Genomic DNA, 14,450 nt, shown 5'->3' with positions numbered 1-14,450 from the left:
GGTGCTAGGCGGCGGGCGGGTGGTGGCCGCCGAGGGCCTCGTCGCGGACACGGGCGCAACTGCGGCTGATCAGCCGGGAGACGTGCATCTGGGAGATGCCGAGTTCGTCCGCGATGCTGCTCTGCGTCTTGTCCTCGAAGAACCGCATGTAGAGGATGGTGCGTTCGCGCTCGGGGAGCCGGCGCAGCCCCTCCTTGGCGGCCTCCCGGTCCACGACGGTGTCGTACGAGCCGTCGGAGCCGCCGAGGGTGTCCGCGAGGCTGTATCCGTCGTCGCCGGTGGACAGTTCGGCGTCCAGCGACAGGGTGCTGAAGCTCTCCAGCGCCTCCATCCCGGCCGTCACCTCGTCCTCGGTGAGCCCGGTCAGCTCGGCGATGGCGGCCACCGAGGGCTCGGGGCTGCCGGGATGCTGGACGAGTTCGCGCCGGGCGACGCGCACCCGGTTGCGGAGTTCCTGCACCCGGCGGGGTACGCGCAGTGCCCACATCCGGTCCCGGAAGTGCCGTTTCACCTCGCCGGTGATGGTGGGCACCGCGTAGCTCTCGAACGCGCCGCGCTCGGGGTCGAAGCGGTCCACGGCCTTCACCAGACCGAGTGCGGCGACCTGCCGCAGGTCCTCCACGGCCTCGCCCCGGTCCCGGAAGCGTCCGGCGATGCGGTGGGCCATCGGCAGCCAGGCGGCGACCAGTTCGTCCCTCAGGGCGTCCCGCTCCGGGCCCTCGTCGAGTGTGTGGAGCCGCGCGAACACGGCGGCGGTGTCGGGTGCGTCGTCGTGGACGCGGTGGCCGGAACGGTGGTGCGGGGAGGCGTGGGTGGCGCCGGGACTGCCCGTGAACGTTTCGGTCGGCATACGGGTCGCTCCTGAGCTTGGTTCCGGGAGCGGACCGGTGTTCTGTCGGAGGTCCGGGCCCGGAAAAGGTGCTTTCAGGGAACGCCGCAGCGCGGGAAGGACTCACCGAGAACTGCCGAAGGCAGGCCCCGGACAGGGCCGCTGTCACGCTGGACGTGCGCCTCCGGTCCGAAGCACATCCGTCCGCGTGCCCCGGCAGCCGGGCTCCAAACACATCCGGAACCACTGATTTTCACGGCTCGGTGCGGGGGGGTCCGACCGGGGCGGGCCCGGCGCGACGGCAGGCTCACCGCAGCGGCACCAGGGCCGTGATGCGCTTGCCGCCGCTCGGCAGACCGGCCACGCTGACGTCCCGCGCCAGGCTGCACACGATGGGCCAGCCCCGGCCGCCGAGCCGGGAGGTGTCGGGCCCGGCCGGGGTCCCGGTGGGCGGGCCGTCGTCGCTGCGGTCGCTCACCGAGACCCGGACGCCCGCGCTGTCCACGGCGACGGCGAATCCGGTGATGCCGCCGCCGTGCAGGATGGCGTTGGTGGTCAGCTCCGAGGTGACCAGCAGGGCGTCCTCCAGGGCGTCGGGGGCGGCACAGCCCCTGCACCGCTCGGCCACCGCGCGCCGTACGGCCGAGCGGGCGTCGGCGGGGCGGCACACGGCACAGGGTCCGCCGCCGGGCCCGGCGTCCGGTGCCTTGGGTCCGCCCGCCGGTCCGGTCCCGGTCGTCTCGCGCATGGCCGTCCCTCCCTGGGGTGTGTCCGTCCTCTCCTTCCTTTCCGGCTCACCTCCGCGGGCCGCCTCAAACACGTTGCGTGGCACGGTCATCACGGCGCCGTCGCCGGGTAGCCGCATCCCATGACCGAAGTCGTGGACGCGGACGAGGTGTTGCGGCGGCTCAGGCGGGGCCGGGACCGCGCGGCGGAGGAGGAGCGCCGGTGGCGGGAGCGGGCGCTGAACCTGACGGCGACCGATCCGGACGGCGCGCGGGAGGCGTCGATCCGGGCGGAGGCGTACGGAGCGGCGCTGCTGGTGCTGCACGAGGTGGTCGATCCGGGGTCGGCCCCGCCGTGAGCGGGCCGGTGACGGGAGTCCGGTGCGGCCCCGGACCACCGGTGACCGGGGCCCCGGACCGCTGACCGGGGGCCCCGGAGCGGTGACGGGGGCCTCGGAGCGGCCGAGGTGAAAGAGGTCACTCGCCCTGGTTTCCGGGGCGGGAACCGCGCGAACTGGTTTATCGTTCACCCATACGTGGCGTGGTCCGGAACACGGATTCCCCGCCGCTCCAGGGCTGCCCTGGCTGGTCTCCCCCGTCCAGCCAGGGCTTTTTTCCGCCGTTCCGGCCCGCCCGGCGCACCGTGCCGGGGCCGTTCGAGGTGCCCTGCGGCGTCGCAGCCGCTGAAATGGCTTCAAGGAGACAGCCCGGCCCTCGGCGGTGAGGAGTCCCGCGCCATGACCAAAGCGATAAAACTGCTGACCGCCCTGCCGCAGCCCCAGCGGGAGCGGCTGATGGAGCTGGCCCAGGAGGTCTCCTTCCCGGAGGACACCCGCATCTTCGAGGCCGGGGGCACCGCGGACCGGTTCTGGGTACTCCGCTCCGGCGCCGTGCACCTGGACCAGGAGGTCACCTCCCGCAGGCGTGTCACCGTCGCCTCGCTGGGCTCCGGGGACCTGCTCGGCTGGTCCTGGCTCTTCCCGCCGTACGCCTGGGACTTCGGCGCGGTGGCCTTCAGCAACGTACGGGCCTACGAGTTCGACGGGCCCTCGGTGCTGGCGCTGTGCGTGGAGGATCCGCTGCTCGGGCTGTCGGTGGTGCGCACGGTCGCCGAGATCCTGGCGCACCGGCTGGAGACCACGCGCGGCAAGCTGCTGGACCAGTACGCGGTGCGCCGCCACACCTCGTCGTAGGGGCGCGGCGGCGCGGGAGCGGTTCTCGGGGCGCGGGCGTCAGACGCGGTAGCGGCGCAGGGCGGGCATGGCGAAGGCGAGCGCCAGCATGATGACGACGACCAGGGCGCCGCCGCCCGTGACGGCCGCGCGGGTGCCGAGCGCGGAACCGGCGGTGCCGTGCAGGACGTCGGCCAGGCGGGGGCCGCCCGCGACGACGACGGTGAAGACGCCCTGCATCCGGCCGCGCATCTCGTCGGTCGCGGCGGACAGCAGGATCGCGCCCCGGAACACCATCGAGACCATGTCGGCGACGCCCGCGACGGCCAGCAGCGCGACGGCCACCCACAGGTTCCCGGTGAGTCCGAACCCGGCGATGGCGACACCCCAGCCGACGACCGAGCCGATGACCATCCAGCCGTGCCGTCGTGCCCGGGAGAAGACTCCGGAGAAGAGTCCGCCGAGCACCGCGCCGATGGGGATGCCCGCGAACAGCAGGCCGAGCGCCAGGCCGCTGTTCCAGTGGTGGAAGGTCTGCGCGGCCAGCTCCGGGAAGAGCGCGCGGGGCATGCCGAACACCATCGCGACGATGTCCGCGAGGAAAGACAGCAGCAGCACCTTGTGCCCGGAGATGTAGCGGAAGCCGTCCACGATCTCGCGCATCCCGGCCCGGCGGGCGGGCCCGTCGCCCAGCGGCGGCAGCGCGGGCAGCCGGAACACGGCCCACACGGTCACACACAGCGCGACGGCGTCGATCAGGTACATCGTGGACAGACCGAGGACCGGGATCAGGGCGCCCGCGAGGAGCGGTCCGGCGATGAGGCCGGTCTGCATCACGGTCGAGCTGAGCGCGTTGGCCGCCGGGAGCTGCCCCGCCGGGACCAGCCGGGCGATGGAGGCGTTGCGGGCCGGGGAGTTCAGGCCGAAGAACGCCTGCTGGAGGGCGAGCAGCACCATCAGCACCACCACCGAGCGCATCCCGGTGACGGCCTGCGCCCAGAACAGCACCGAGGTCACGGCGATGCCGATGTTGGTGATCAGCAGCAGTTTGCGCCGGTCCACGGTGTCCGCGACGGCACCGCCCCACAGCGCGAACACGACCATCGGGACCAGTCCGGCGATGCTGGCGTAGCCGACCCAGGCCGAGGACCCGGTGACGTCGTAGACCTGCTTGGGCACGGCGACCGCGGTGAGCTGGCTGCCGACGGAGGTGACGATGGTGGAGGTCCACAACCGGCGGTAGGCCGGGATGCGCAGGGGCTGGGTGTCCATCGCCCAGCGGCGCCAGCCGCGCGGAGGCGGCGCCGGGCTCGCGGGCGCGGCGTCCCGCGTCCCGGTGCCCCCGGAGCTTCCGGTGCTCTCGGTACTACTACTGTCGCTGGTGTCCACGTGCTTCCTGCGTGCTCGATACATCTTTCGATTGCGAGCATCACTATGACAGGAACCGACGTCGCCGCCCCCATCGGTCCGGCCACCGGTCGGGGCACCGCTCCGGCCACCGGTGCGACCCCCGGTCCGGCCCGGTCGCGGGGTTCCGGCCCGGGCGGGTGGCGGCTCAGACCCCGGCCACCAGCGAGGCGCCGAGCACCAGCATGGTGACGGCGACCAGGGCGTCCAGCACCCGCCAGGCGCGGGGTCCGGCGAGGACGCGGCCGAGCAGCCGGGCGCCGAACCCGAGGGCGGCGAACCAGCAGAGGCTGGCCACGGCGGCACCGAGTCCGAACGTCCAGCGCAGCGGCCCCCGGTCGGCGGCGAGCGAGCCGAGCAGGAACACCGTGTCCAGGTAGACGTGCGGGTTCAGCCAGGTCATCGCCAGGCAGGTCAGCACCGCCCGGCGCCGGGTCCCCGCCGGGTCGCCGGAGGCGCTGAGGCCGCCGGTGCCGGGGCGCAGGACGCGCCGGGCGGCGAGGACGCCGTAGCAGAGCAGGAAGACACCGCCCACCAGGCCGACCGCGCGGACGGCGCCGGGCCACGCGGTCACCAGCGCGCCGACCCCGCCGACGCCGAGCGCGATGAGCGCGGCGTCGGACAGGGCGCAGATCCCGACCACGGCGAGTACGGCGTCCCGGCGCACCCCCTGGCGCAGGACGAAGGCGTTCTGGGCGCCGATGGCGACGATCAGGGAGAGGCCGGTGCCGAATCCGGCGGCGGCAGCGGTCAGGGCGTGGTTCATGCGCCCGACGCTAGGTCGGCGGGACGTGCCGCGTACAGCTAAAGATTCTTACGTATCCTTAGCGCTCGTGATGACAGAGCTTCCCCTTGATCTCGTGCGGACCCTGCTGACGGTGGTGGACGAGGGCACCTTCGAGGCGGCGGCGGGCGTGCTGCATGTCACGCCGTCCGCCGTGAGCCAGCGGGTGAAGGCGCTGGAGGAGCGGACCGGGCGGGTGCTGCTCCGGCGGACCAAGCCGGTGCGGCCCACCGACTCCGGCGAGGTGCTGGTGCGGTTCGCCCGGCAACTGGCCCGGCTGGAGCGGGACACGCGGGGTGAGCTGGGGCTCAGCGGGTCCGGCGAGCCGACACGGGTGTCGGTCGCGGTGAACGCGGACTCCCTGGCGACGTGGTTCCTCCCCGCGCTGGCCCCGCTGGACGGGCTCTGCTTCGAGCTGCGCCGGGAGGACGAGGCGCACACGGCGGCCCTGTTGCGGGAGGGGCTGGTGATGGCGGCGGTGACGTCGTCGGCGGAGCCGGTGCCGGGGTGTTCGGCGCGGGCGCTGGGGCGGATGCGCTATCTCCCCGCCGCCGCGCCCGGCTTCGTGGACCGGTATCTGTCGGACGGGCCGCTGGCGGACCGGCTGCCCGGCGCGCCGGTGGTGGTGTTCGACCGGAAGGACGACTTCCAGGACGCGTTCGTCCGGCGGATCGCGGGAGCGTCCGCGAGCGCGCTGCGGCACCATGTGCCGACCTCGGAGGGGTTCGCGGAGTCGGTGGCCGCCGGGCTCGGCTGGGGCATGCTCCCGGAGGCCCAGGCGCTGCCCCTGCTCGGCACGGGACGCCTCGTCCTCCTCGCCCCGGACCTGTGGGCGGACGCCACGCTGTACTGGCAGCGCTGGAAACTGGACTCCCCCGCGCTGGCCGCCCTGTCGCACGCGGTGACGGAGACGGCGGCGCGGGAGCTGCGGCCGGTGCGCTGAGACGGCGTACGGAACCGGCGGAGCCGCGTCAGCTCTCCCCCGCCGGACCCGTCCCCGCCTCACCCAGCCGTCCCGCCGCGCTGTCCAGCAGCATCTCCAGGGCCGTCGGATAGGCGCTGGTCACCATGCGGCGGGCCAGCAGGTGGGCGGCCTCCGCGATGCGGGGGTGGGTGGTGCGGGGCAGGCGGGCGTAGGTGGACTGCCATTTGTCCTCGTCGGCGCGCTGGGAGGCGCTGGGCAGGGCCAGGGAGGCGGCGTCCAGGGCGGCGAAGGCCAGGGTCTGGTCGATGAAGGCGTGGTAGATCCGGACCGTGTCCGCCAGATCGAACCCGGCCGTCCGCAGCACGTGCAGTACGGCCTCGTCGGCGGCCAGTTCGTGGGCGCGGCCGGTGACCCGGTACGCGGTGAGGGTCGCCGCCTGCGGATGGGCGACGTACACGGCGTGCATGCGCAGCCCGATCGTGCGCAGGTCGGCCCGCCAGTCGCCGCTCGCCCGCCAGCCGTCGAGGGCCTGCCCGACGAGGGCGTCACCGATGGCGAGGGTCAGGTCGTCCATGCCCCGGAAGTACCGGTACAGCGTGCTCGGGTCGCAGTCGAGGGCGAGACCGAGGCGGCGCGCGGTCAGGCCGCTGCTGCCGTGCTCGCGCAGCAGCCGGAGCGCGGTGTCCACGATCAGCGCCTCGGAGAGCACAGTGCCGCTCCGGGTGGGGCGGCGGCGCCTGCGGCGGTCCTCGGGGACGACGGGTTTGGCCACGGCGGAGTCTCCGGTCGGTGGGGTGCCTCGGGGGTGCGGGCCGGGGTGCGGCCGTGCCCTTATGCCAACACCATTGACCTTACGGTACGCCCCGGCGTTGTATGCCGGGCAGGGCGCGCCTGCCCCGTTCTCGTGTCCCGTCCCTGTCAGGCAGGAGTTTCGTCATGCGTGTACTGCTCGTGGGAGCCGGTGGTGTGGGTACCGCCATCACCCGGATCGCCGCCCGTCGTCCGTTCTTCGACCTCATGGTGGTGGCCGACTACGACCCCGCCCGCGCCGAGGCGGCGGTCGCCGCGCTCGGGGAGGCGGGGACGCGGTTCCGCGCCGAGCGTGTGGACGCGAACGACGAGGGCGCGGTGGCCGCCCTGCTCGCGGCGCACGGGTGCGACGTACTGCTGAACGCCACCGATCCGCGCTTCGTGATGCCCCTGTTCCGGGCGGCGGGCGCGGCGGGCGCCACCTATGTCGATATGGCGATGTCGCTGTCCCGGCCGCATCCCGACCGCCCCTACGAGGTGTGCGGGACCAAGCTGGGCGACGAGCAGTTCGCGGTGGCCGGGGAGTGGGCCGACGCGGGGAGGCTCGCCCTGGTCGGCATGGGGGTGGAGCCCGGTCTGTCGGACGTGTTCGCCCGGTATGCGTCCGACGAACTCTTCGACTCCATCGAGGAGATCGGGGTCCGCGACGGCGCCAACCTCACCGTGGACGGCTACGACTTCGCGCCGTCCTTCAACATCTGGACCACCATCGAGGAGTGCCTGAACCCGCCCGTCGTGTACGAGAAGGGGCGCGGCTGGTTCACCACGGAACCGTTCAGCGAGCCCGAGGTGTTCGACTTCCCCGAGGGCATCGGGCCGGTGGAGTGCGTCAACGTGGAGCACGAGGAGGTGCTGCTGATGCCCCGCTGGGTGGAGGCGGAGCGGGTCACCTTCAAGTACGGGCTGGGCAACGAGTTCATCGAGACCCTGAAGACGCTGCACCGGCTCGGTCTCGACGCCACGGACCCGGTGACCGTACCGGCCGGGGGCGCGCCCGCCGAGGTGTCCCCGCGCGACGTGGTCGCCGCCTCGCTGCCGGACCCGGCGACCCTGGGGGACCGGATGCGCGGCAAGACCTGCGCGGGCACCTGGGTGCGCGGCACCAGGGACGGCGCGCCGCGCGAGGTGTATCTGTACCACGTGGTGGACAACGAGTGGTCGATGAAGGAGTACGGCTGCCAGGCCGTGGTGTGGCAGACGGCGGTCAACCCGGTCGTCGCCCTCGAACTCCTCGCCGGAGGTGCCTGGTCGGGCGCCGGGGTGCTCGGCCCGGAGGCATTCCCGGCCGGTCCCTTCCTCGACCTGCTCACCGCGTACGGCTCCCCGTGGGGGCTGCGCGAACAGTGACACCGCCGCGCCGGATCGCCCGCGCTCGGCGGCGCGGGGCGGTGCGGACGGCGTACGCCCGCCACGCCTCGTGCGCCTCCTGCGCCCAAACCCCTTGCGATTCCTCCGTTTTACCGCCCCCGAGGGCGGTCACCCGAAGCGGAGCACGACGTTCGGAAGGGAACGGACGACTCACGAGCTCAGGAGATCCCGATGGAGAACTGGCGCGACGATGCCGCGTGCCGTCACGAGGACCCCGACCTGTTCTTCCCGGTCGGCACCACCGGCCCCGCGCATGTGCAGGCCCGGCAGGCGAAGGGGGTGTGCGCGGGGTGCCCGGTCCGGGAACAGTGCCTGGACTGGGCGTTGGACACGGGCCAGAGCATCGGCGTCTGGGGCGGCACGACCGAGAACGAGCGGCGCGCGCTGCGCCGCCGCGCGGCCTCCCGCCGGGGATCGGGCTGACGGCCCGCCCCCGGCCGGGTCAACTCCCCCGCGGGCGTCACGCCTTGGCGGGCTTGCCCTTGGTGTGGAGCCAGGTGTGGAAGAGCGGGCCGAGGTTCTTGCCGGAGACCCGCTCGGACAGCGCGATGAACTGGGCGGTCGTACCGTGCCCGCCCCGGTGGACGGTCGCCCAGTCGCGCAGAATACGGAAGAACGCCTTGTCGCCGACGGCCCTGCGGAGTTCGTGCAGGGTCATCGCGCCCCGCGAGTAGACCGGGGTGTCGAAGATGTTGGCGCCGCTGCCGGGGTTGCCGGGCGGGAACGCCCACAGGTGGCTGCTCGCGGGCCTGGCGTAGAGCGCGTCGAAGCTCTTCTGCGCGCTGTCCCCGCCGTGTTGCTCGCTGTAGAGCCACTCGGCGTAGGTGGCGAAGCCCTCGTTGAGCCAGATGTCCTTCCACGAGGTCAGCGCGACCGAGTCGCCGAACCACTGGTGGGCGCTCTCGTGGACGAGGGTGCTCAGGTCGGGCGCGGAGTCGTAGATCGGGCGGGTCTGGGTCTCCAGCGCGTAGCCCACGTCGGCGTGGTCCACGATCGAGCCGGCGGCGCGGAACGGGTAGGGCCCGAACAGTTTGCTCTCCCAGGCGAGGACGGAGGGCAGCTTCTTCAGCACCGGCGCGGCTTCCTTCGCCTCGCGCGGATCGACGGCGTTGTAGACCTGGATGCCGTCGGGGGTCGTGTACTTCTCGACCTGGAAGTTCCCGACGGTGGCGGTGGCGAGGTAGGCGGCCATCGGCTCGGCCTGGTGCCAGCGGAAGGTGGTGCGGCCGTTCGCGGTGTGCTCCGAGCGCAGCACGCCGTTGGCGACGGCGGTACGGCCCTTGGGCACGGTGAGCGTGAAGTCGTAGGTGGACTTGTCCAGCGGGTGGCCGTTGGACGGGAACCAGGTCATGGAGCCCTGCGGTTCGCCCGCGACGAACGCGCCGTCGTCGGTGGGGACCCAGCCGTCGGCGGAGCCGTCCGGGTCGGTGACCGGGGCGGGCGTGCCGTTGTAGCGCACGGTGATCGTGAACTGCTGCCGGTCGCGCAGCGCGTGGCGCGGGGTGACGACGAGTTCCTGCCCGCTGCGCCGGAACGTGGCGGCGGCCCTGTCCACGGTGACGCCGGTGACCTTCAGACCCTTGAGGTCGAGGTCGAAGCGGCTCAGTGCCTGGGTGGCACGGGCGGTGAGCACAGCCGTTCCGTCGAGATGCCGGGAGGACGTGTCGTAGCCGAGGGTCAGGTCGTAGTGCTCGACGTGGAAGCCGCCGTTCCCGCTGAGCGGGAAATAGGGGTCGCCCACGCCGGACGCGCCCGCGGTACCGGCCGTCGCGGGGCCGGTGGCGCCGAGGAGTGCCGCCACGGCGACGGGGACGGCGGCGAGCACCGCCTCCCGGCGGAGCACTGCGCTGCGTCGTCCTGCGGCCTTGTCCTGCGGTGCCGTCACGGGCCCTCCTGGGAGCTGGCGGATGATCGTGGGACGTTCGGATGATCGTTTGGTCCACAGCGTAGGGCCGGGCGGCCGGGGTTTCTCCCCGGAGAGCGTCAAGTCACGGAACGTGAGCGGCGTGGGTCGCGTGAGCGGCCCGGCCGGGCGGGGCGGGGCGGTGCGCGGGCTCGGGCTCGGGCTCGGGCGAGCGGTTTCGCGGCCTCGGCCACACCGCCGCACCGCCTCGCCCGCACCGCCGCACCACCTCGGCCGACACGGCGCACCGCCTCGGCCTTACCGCCTCAGCCGACCTGCTTCGCCGCTGCCCGGCCCGCCGCGCGGCCGGAGAAGAGGCAGCCGCCGAGGAAGGTGCCCTCCAGCGCGTTGTAGCCGTGCACGCCTCCGCCGCCGAACCCGGCGACCTCACCGGCCGCGTACAGCCCGCCTACCGGGGCGCCGTCGGCGCCGAGGGCACGGGAGTCCAGGTCGGTCTGGATGCCGCCGAGGGTCTTGCGGGTGAGCACCCGCAGTCGTACGCCGATCAGCGGACCGGCGGCGGGGTCGAGCACGCGGTGCGGGGCGGCGACCCGGCCGAGCCGGTCCCCGATGTAGCGGCGGGCGTTGCGGATGCCCTGGACCTGGGCGTCCTTGCTGTACGGGTTGGCCAGCTGGAGATCGCGGGCCTCGATCTGGCGGCGCACCTCGGCCGGGTCGAGCAGGTCCTCGCCGGTGAGCGCGTTCATCCGCGCCACCAGTGCCTCCAGGGTGGACGCGGTCACGAAGTCGGCGCCCTTGTCCAGGAACGCCTGTACGGGGGCGGGGGCGCCCTTGCCCAGGACGCGGTCGCGCAGCACGGCCCTGCGGTCCTTGGCGGTGATGTCCGGGTTCTGCTCGGAGCCGGAGAGCGCGAACTCCTTCTCCACGATCTTCCGGGTGAGTACGAACCAGGAGTGGTCGTACGGCGCGATGTCCTCGGTGGTCCGCAGATGGCGCAGGGTGCCGAGGGTGTCGTAGCCGGGCAGGCAGGGTTCCGGGAGGCGGCGGCCGAGGGCGTCCAGCCAGATGGAGGACGGGCCGGGGAGGATGCGGATGCCGTGGCCGGGCCAGACCGGGTCCCAGTTCTCCAGGCCCTCGGTGTAGTGCCACATCCGGTCCCGGTTGACCAGGCGGGCGCCCGCGCGGGCGCTGATGTCGAGCATCCGCCCGTCCACGTAGGCGGGGACGCCGGTGACCATACGGGCCGGAGGTGTGCCGAGCCGCTCCGGCCAGTACCGGCGGACGATGTCGTGGTCGGCGCCGATACCACCGGAGGTGACGATCACGGCCTGGGCGGTGAGTTCGAAGTCCCCGGCGCGTTCCCGGCCGGAGGCGACCCCGCGCGGCGCGTCGTCGGGGACAAGGACCGTGCCGCGTACGCCCGTGGCGGTGCCGTTCTCCATGACCAGCTCGTCCACCCGGTGCCGGTGGTGGAAGGTGAGCAGCCCGTCCCGCGCGGCCTGCCGGGCATACCGTACGAACGGCTCGACCACGCCCGTCCCCGTCCCCCACGCGATGTGGAAGCGGGGCACCGAGTTGCCGTGCCCGGCGGCGCGGAGGTCACCGCGCTCGGCCCAGCCGACCGTGGGCAGCAGGGACATCCCGTGCCCGGCCAGCCAGGACCGCTTCTCCCCCGCCGCGAACTCCACATAGGCGCGCGCCCAGCGCACCGCCCAGGAGTCCTCGTCGGCCAGGCGGTCGAACCCGGCGCTGCCCTGCCAGTCGTTCCAGGCGAGGTCGAAGGAGTCCTTGACGCCGAGACGGCGCTGCTCCGGCGTGTCCACGAGGAAGAGGCCGCCGAAGGACCAGTACGCCTGCCCGCCGAGGTTGGCCGCGTTCTCCTGCTCCACCAGCGCCACGCGCCGTCCCCGGCTGGTGAGTTCGTGCGCCGCGACCAGACCGGCGAGTCCGGCTCCGACGACGATGACGTCCGCGTCCATCGCGTGTCCTTCCGTGTACGACTGGGGGGGGTACGACTGGGGTCGGGGGTGGTACCGCCGGGGTGGGGACGAGGGGTCCCGCGGCGGGTCAGGGGGTGCCGGTGAGCACGGCGGTGAGGAGGTGGCCGAGCCGGGCGCGGGCCGCGTCCGTGTCCCGGTCCAGGAGGAGCTGGACGGTGACGCCGTCGTAGGCGGCGACCACCGCCTCGGCAGCGCCCTCGACGCCGCCGAGTGCGGCGGGGAGTACGGCGCCGTCTCCGGCGGCGCGCCGCAACCGGTCGGCGACGGCCTCGCGGAGCCGGGCGCGGTGGGCGAGCAGCGCCCGTGCCACCTCGGGATCGCGGGCCGCGTGCACCAGGAAGTCGGTCTTCACCAGCAGCCAGTCCACGTCGAGCAGGAGCACCTCCGTCACCCGGTCCACACAGGCGGGCACGTCGGGACCTGGCCCGTCCTGGGCGAGCGCGTCGGCCACTTGGGCGGCGATGAGGTCGGCGCGCTCCTGGTACAGCGCGAAGAACAGCTCGTCCAGACCGGTGAAGTTGGAGTAGAAGGCACCCCGGCTGTACCCGGCCGCCTCGCAGACCTCCTCGATGGAGACCCGGCCGAACCCCTTGGCGGCGAAGACGGTGAACGCGGCTCCGAGCAGATCGGCACGCGTCCTGGCCCGCCGCCGGGTGACCCGCGGGGGCTTCTCGTCACCGGCACTCCTCGAGTCCATCGGGCCACCTCCGTTCGATACGGGAATGTATCGGATGCATGGATGTATCGAAAGGTGCGGGCGCGGACGTTCGAAGGTGCGGGGTGCGGAGGCTCAAAGGTGCGGGTGCGGAGATTTATTAGAACGCATTTTCGATCCCTGGCGTACGCTGGACCCATGTCCACGCACCTCCAGGGCTCCCTGTTCGACCAGGCCGACGAACCCGTACTCGCGCCCCTCGCCGGGCTCCGCCGGACACGGCTGGGCGCCGGTGCCTGGCTGGATCTGCTGCCGGGCTGGCTGGACGGCGCCGACGCGCTGTTCGAGCGACTGGCCGCCGAGGTCCCCTGGCGTGCCGAACGCCGGGCGATGTACGACACGGTGGTGGACGTCCCGCGCCTGCTCGCCTTCTACGACGCGGACACCGCGCTCCCCCACCCGGTACTGACCGAGGCGCGGGCCGCGCTGTCCGCGCACTACGCCGGGGAACTGGGTGAGCCCTTCACCACGGCCGGGCTGTGCCTGTACCGCGACGGCCGGGACAGCGTCGCCTGGCACGGCGACCGGACCGGGCGGGGATCGCGGCGGGACACGATGGTCGCCATCCTCTCGGTCGGCGCGCCCCGCGATCTGCTGCTCCGGCCGACCGGGGGCGGCGGCCCCACCGTGCGGCGGGCGCTCGGCCACGGCGACCTCGTGGTGATGGGCGGCTCCTGCCAGCGGACCTGGGAGCACTGCGTACCCAAAAGCGCGCGAGCGGCGGGGGCACGGATCAGCGTGCAGTTCCGGCCTCGGGGGGTGCGGTGAGGGGCCGGGCGCCATGTGGTGGGGACACATGGGGCACGGAACCATGAGACGCGGGATGCCGTGTGCGGGGACCACATGTGGCCGGACCACATGGGGGGTGGCCCTCGCCAGGGCCGGGAGGTGCCATGTGGCCGGACCACATGTGCCGCGCACACCCCTCCGTCACGGACTTGTCACCTCCGGTGACCGTACCGCCCGGGAGGTGGCGCCGGGTTGCGCCGGGCGCGGGGCGTCGGTTGGCTGGTCACCGACGATCATGGATTTGACCTCTCGGGGAGATCATGCACGCGAACGTACAGCAAGTGGCCGAGGGCACCTATCTGGTGGCCGGGCAGCACACCAACTGGGTGATCCTCAAGGACGGCGAGGACGTCACCCTGGTGGACACCGGCTGGCCAGGAGACCGGCGGGGGGTGCTGGAGTCCCTTGCCGCCGTGGGCAGTTCACCGGAGGCGGTCGCCGCCGTGCTCATCACCCACGCCCACAACGACCACCTGGGCTCGGCCGAGTATCTGCGCGCCACGCACGGCACGCCGGTGTATCTGCACGCGGCCGAAGTCCCGCACGCGCGAAGGGACTTCCTCCACCAGGCGGCCATCGGTGACGTGGTCCGCAACATCTGGCGGCCCGGTGTGCTGCCCTGGGCGGTGCGGGTGCTGCGGCTCGGCGCGACCGAGCATCTGCCCGTCACCAAGCCCGAGCCGTTCCCCGCCGAGGGTCCGCTCGATCTGCCGGGCCGCCCGGTCCCGGTGCACACACCCGGCCACACCGACGGCCACTGCGTCTACCACCTGCCCGGTGTCGGCGCGGTGATCTCCGGTGACGCGCTGGTCAGCGGGCACCCGACCTCCCGGGTCCGGGGACCGCAGCTCCTGCACGGCTTCTTCCACCACGAGGGCGACCGCACGCTGGACTCGCTGGACCGGGTCGGCGCTCTCGACGGGGATTTGCTGCTGCCCGGCCACGGGGAACTCCACCGGGGTTCCGTCCGGGCCGCCGCCGCGCAGGCGCGGGAACGCGCGACCGGGCACACGGGGGCGCGCACGAACTGAGGCAGGGACGCCCGGCACGGAGACCCGGCCG

Annotated in this window: 15 protein-coding genes; 7 read left to right on the top strand and 8 right to left on the bottom strand. The window is 73.3% G+C overall.

Annotation, left to right across the window (positions count from 1 at the left end; genetic code table 11):
* Positions 1-4: 4 nt before the first annotated feature.
* Together KUM39_RS01510 and KUM39_RS01505 are read right to left on the bottom strand one after the other, a co-directional pair.
* Positions 5-850, bottom strand: a complete 846-nt coding sequence (locus KUM39_RS01510) for an RNA polymerase sigma factor SigF (protein ID WP_217783457.1) — start codon at positions 848-850, stop codon at positions 5-7.
* Positions 851-1,136: 286 nt separating this feature from the next.
* A complete protein-coding gene (locus KUM39_RS01505) occupies positions 1,137-1,577 on the bottom strand; it encodes an ATP-binding protein (RefSeq protein ID WP_246619371.1) in 441 nt (146 codons plus the stop codon).
* A 120-nt stretch (positions 1,578-1,697) separates the two neighbouring features.
* Here KUM39_RS01505 and KUM39_RS01500 point away from each other — a divergent pair, with 120 nt between their 5' ends.
* Entirely contained in the window at positions 1,698-1,913 is a 216-nt protein-coding gene (locus KUM39_RS01500) for a hypothetical protein (protein ID WP_217783456.1), read from the top strand.
* A gap of 378 nt (positions 1,914-2,291) precedes the next feature.
* Complete coding sequence (locus KUM39_RS01495; RefSeq protein WP_217783455.1) at positions 2,292-2,747, top strand: cyclic nucleotide-binding domain-containing protein; 456 nt, start codon at positions 2,292-2,294, stop codon at positions 2,745-2,747.
* Between the two features lie 39 nt (positions 2,748-2,786).
* Here the strand turns inward: KUM39_RS01495 and KUM39_RS01490 are convergent, their stop codons facing one another.
* Both KUM39_RS01490 and KUM39_RS01485 read right to left on the bottom strand, forming a co-directional pair.
* On the bottom strand, positions 2,787-4,139 hold the full coding sequence (locus tag KUM39_RS01490) for an MFS transporter (protein ID WP_217783454.1): 1,353 nt from the start codon (positions 4,137-4,139) through the stop codon (positions 2,787-2,789).
* A gap of 142 nt (positions 4,140-4,281) precedes the next feature.
* The gene (locus tag KUM39_RS01485; protein WP_217783453.1) at positions 4,282-4,899 is read right to left on the bottom strand and encodes a LysE/ArgO family amino acid transporter; all 618 of its coding nucleotides are present in this window, start codon (positions 4,897-4,899) and stop codon (positions 4,282-4,284) included.
* Positions 4,900-4,966: 67 nt separating this feature from the next.
* Between KUM39_RS01485 and KUM39_RS01480 the strand changes: the two genes are divergently transcribed.
* Positions 4,967-5,860, top strand: a complete 894-nt coding sequence (locus KUM39_RS01480; RefSeq protein WP_217783452.1) for a LysR family transcriptional regulator ArgP — start codon at positions 4,967-4,969, stop codon at positions 5,858-5,860.
* Between the two features lie 28 nt (positions 5,861-5,888).
* Here KUM39_RS01480 and KUM39_RS01475 read toward each other — a convergent pair whose 3' ends face one another.
* A complete protein-coding gene (locus KUM39_RS01475) occupies positions 5,889-6,614 on the bottom strand; it encodes a TetR/AcrR family transcriptional regulator (RefSeq protein WP_217783451.1) in 726 nt (241 codons plus the stop codon).
* Positions 6,615-6,778: 164 nt separating this feature from the next.
* On the opposite strand from KUM39_RS01475, the gene KUM39_RS01470 reads away from it, so the two are divergent.
* Both KUM39_RS01470 and KUM39_RS01465 read left to right on the top strand, forming a co-directional pair.
* Positions 6,779-7,999, top strand: coding sequence for a saccharopine dehydrogenase family protein (locus KUM39_RS01470; RefSeq protein ID WP_217783450.1), 1,221 nt, complete (start codon positions 6,779-6,781; stop codon positions 7,997-7,999).
* 192 nt (positions 8,000-8,191) lie between these two features.
* Complete coding sequence (locus KUM39_RS01465) at positions 8,192-8,443, top strand: WhiB family transcriptional regulator (RefSeq protein ID WP_217783449.1); 252 nt, start codon at positions 8,192-8,194, stop codon at positions 8,441-8,443.
* 37 nt (positions 8,444-8,480) lie between these two features.
* On the opposite strand, the gene KUM39_RS01460 is transcribed toward KUM39_RS01465, so the two are convergent.
* The 3 genes from KUM39_RS01460 to KUM39_RS01450 all read right to left on the bottom strand — a co-directional run bounded on the left by KUM39_RS01460 (position 8,481) and on the right by KUM39_RS01450 (position 12,581).
* Positions 8,481-9,905 (bottom strand): M1 family metallopeptidase, encoded by a 1,425-nt coding sequence (locus KUM39_RS01460; RefSeq protein ID WP_217783448.1) that lies wholly within the window; start codon positions 9,903-9,905, stop codon positions 8,481-8,483.
* A 284-nt stretch (positions 9,906-10,189) separates the two neighbouring features.
* On the bottom strand, positions 10,190-11,863 hold the full coding sequence (locus tag KUM39_RS01455) for an FAD-binding dehydrogenase (protein ID WP_217783447.1): 1,674 nt from the start codon (positions 11,861-11,863) through the stop codon (positions 10,190-10,192).
* A gap of 88 nt (positions 11,864-11,951) precedes the next feature.
* A complete protein-coding gene (locus tag KUM39_RS01450; RefSeq protein ID WP_217783446.1) occupies positions 11,952-12,581 on the bottom strand; it encodes a TetR/AcrR family transcriptional regulator in 630 nt (209 codons plus the stop codon).
* A 156-nt stretch (positions 12,582-12,737) separates the two neighbouring features.
* On the opposite strand from KUM39_RS01450, the gene KUM39_RS01445 reads away from it, so the two are divergent.
* Both KUM39_RS01445 and KUM39_RS01440 read left to right on the top strand, forming a co-directional pair.
* The gene (locus tag KUM39_RS01445; RefSeq protein WP_217783445.1) at positions 12,738-13,367 is read left to right on the top strand and encodes an alpha-ketoglutarate-dependent dioxygenase AlkB; all 630 of its coding nucleotides are present in this window, start codon (positions 12,738-12,740) and stop codon (positions 13,365-13,367) included.
* A 281-nt stretch (positions 13,368-13,648) separates the two neighbouring features.
* The gene (locus KUM39_RS01440) at positions 13,649-14,419 is read left to right on the top strand and encodes an MBL fold metallo-hydrolase (protein ID WP_217783444.1); all 771 of its coding nucleotides are present in this window, start codon (positions 13,649-13,651) and stop codon (positions 14,417-14,419) included.
* The last annotated feature ends 31 nt before the right edge of the window (positions 14,420-14,450 follow it).

The sequence above is a fragment of the Streptomyces corallincola genome (assembly GCF_019104725.1).
Lineage (GTDB): Bacteria > Actinomycetota > Actinomycetes > Streptomycetales > Streptomycetaceae > Streptomyces > Streptomyces corallincola.
This window is presented reverse-complemented; position numbering and strand designations above follow the sequence as displayed.

Bases quoted from the DNA above. Each gene is read 5' to 3' on its own strand.
- KUM39_RS01440 (WP_217783444.1), top strand. From the start codon at position 13,649: ATGCACGCGAACGTACAGCAAGTGGCCGAGGGCACCTATCTGGTGGCC.
- KUM39_RS01510 (WP_217783457.1), bottom strand. From the start codon at position 850: ATGCCGACCGAAACGTTCACGGGCAGTCCCGGCGCCACCCACGCCTCC.
- KUM39_RS01505 (WP_246619371.1), bottom strand. From the start codon at position 1,577: ATGCGCGAGACGACCGGGACCGGACCGGCGGGCGGACCCAAGGCACCG.
- KUM39_RS01455 (WP_217783447.1), bottom strand. From the start codon at position 11,863: ATGGACGCGGACGTCATCGTCGTCGGAGCCGGACTCGCCGGTCTGGTC.
- KUM39_RS01495 (WP_217783455.1), top strand. From the start codon at position 2,292: ATGACCAAAGCGATAAAACTGCTGACCGCCCTGCCGCAGCCCCAGCGG.
- KUM39_RS01490 (WP_217783454.1), bottom strand. From the start codon at position 4,139: ATGTATCGAGCACGCAGGAAGCACGTGGACACCAGCGACAGTAGTAGT.
- KUM39_RS01485 (WP_217783453.1), bottom strand. From the start codon at position 4,899: ATGAACCACGCCCTGACCGCTGCCGCCGCCGGATTCGGCACCGGCCTC.
- KUM39_RS01445 (WP_217783445.1), top strand. From the start codon at position 12,738: ATGTCCACGCACCTCCAGGGCTCCCTGTTCGACCAGGCCGACGAACCC.
- KUM39_RS01500 (WP_217783456.1), top strand. From the start codon at position 1,698: ATGACCGAAGTCGTGGACGCGGACGAGGTGTTGCGGCGGCTCAGGCGG.
- KUM39_RS01465 (WP_217783449.1), top strand. From the start codon at position 8,192: ATGGAGAACTGGCGCGACGATGCCGCGTGCCGTCACGAGGACCCCGAC.
- KUM39_RS01470 (WP_217783450.1), top strand. From the start codon at position 6,779: ATGCGTGTACTGCTCGTGGGAGCCGGTGGTGTGGGTACCGCCATCACC.
- KUM39_RS01450 (WP_217783446.1), bottom strand. From the start codon at position 12,581: ATGGACTCGAGGAGTGCCGGTGACGAGAAGCCCCCGCGGGTCACCCGG.